At 60.0% G+C, this 1,102-nt stretch carries 1 protein-coding gene; it reads left to right on the top strand.

Annotated features, from left to right (window positions below; all coding sequences use genetic code 11):
- Window positions 1–22: 22 nt before the first annotated feature.
- On the top strand, window positions 23–1,102 hold a 1,080-nt coding region (locus GNF76_RS29235; protein ID WP_343037861.1), incomplete at its 3' end, for an immunoglobulin-like domain-containing protein.

Raw genomic sequence — 1,102 nt, 5'->3', positions numbered from 1 at the left:
CAAAACCCCGGTCACCACTACTGTGACCGACACACCGGGCACCACCGACACCACCACCGTCACACTGACCGCGCCTAGCGCCGTTAACGAAGGTGGCCAGATCACCTACACCGCCACCTTGAGCAACAAGGCCGGCACGGATGTGACGCTGAAGCTGGACAACGGTTCGACCATCACCATCAAGGCCGGCGAGACCGTGGGTTCCGTGACCGTGGCAGCGCCAGGCGATGACGTGTTCATCGACAAGAGCACCCAGACCGTCAAGATCACTGACACTGCCGGCGGTAACTTCGAGAAGCTGGTTGTAGCAGGCGACGGTGCAACCACCGTTATCAACGACACCATCGACAAGGTCGATGTGGTGCTGACCGCGACCACCACCGTGGGCGAAGGCGGCCAGATCGTTTACACCGCCAGCCTTGTGGATAAAAACGGCGCGGCAGTGACGAACATCACCAACCCGCTGACAGTGACCTTGGACAACGGCCAGACCATCACCATTGGCGTAAACCAGTCCAGCGGCACCGTTTCGGTTGTAGCGCCAGACGATGTGTACAAAGGCGACCAGACTGTCACCACGGCTATCACCAAAGTAGCCGGTGGCGAGCACTTCGAAAATCTGGTTCCGGGGACCACGCCCGTCACCACCACCGTGACCGATACACCGGGCACTGAAAACACCACCACTGTCACACTGACTGCGCCTGATGCCGTCAACGAAGGTGGCCAGATCACCTACACCGCCACCTTGAGCAACAAGGCCGGCACTGATGTGACGCTGAAGCTGGACAACGGCTCCACCATCACCATCAAGCAAGGTGAAACTGTTGGTTCGGTCACTGTGGCCGCTCCAGGCGATGACGTGTTCATCGACAAGAGCACGCAGACCGTCAAGATCACCGACACCGCCGGCGGCAACTTCGAGAAGCTGGTCGTAGCGGGCGACGGCGCGACCACCGTCATCAACGACACCATCGACAAGGTCGATATCGTTCTGACCGCGACCACCAGCGTGGGCGAAGGCGGCCAGATCGTTTACACCGCCAGCCTTGTGGATAAAAACGGCGCGGCCGTGACCAACATCACCAATCCGCTGACTGTC

Source organism: Pseudomonas spelaei (assembly GCF_009724245.1).
In the GTDB taxonomy this organism is placed as follows: Bacteria; Pseudomonadota; Gammaproteobacteria; order Pseudomonadales; family Pseudomonadaceae; genus Aquipseudomonas; species Aquipseudomonas spelaei.
This window is presented reverse-complemented; position numbering and strand designations above follow the sequence as displayed.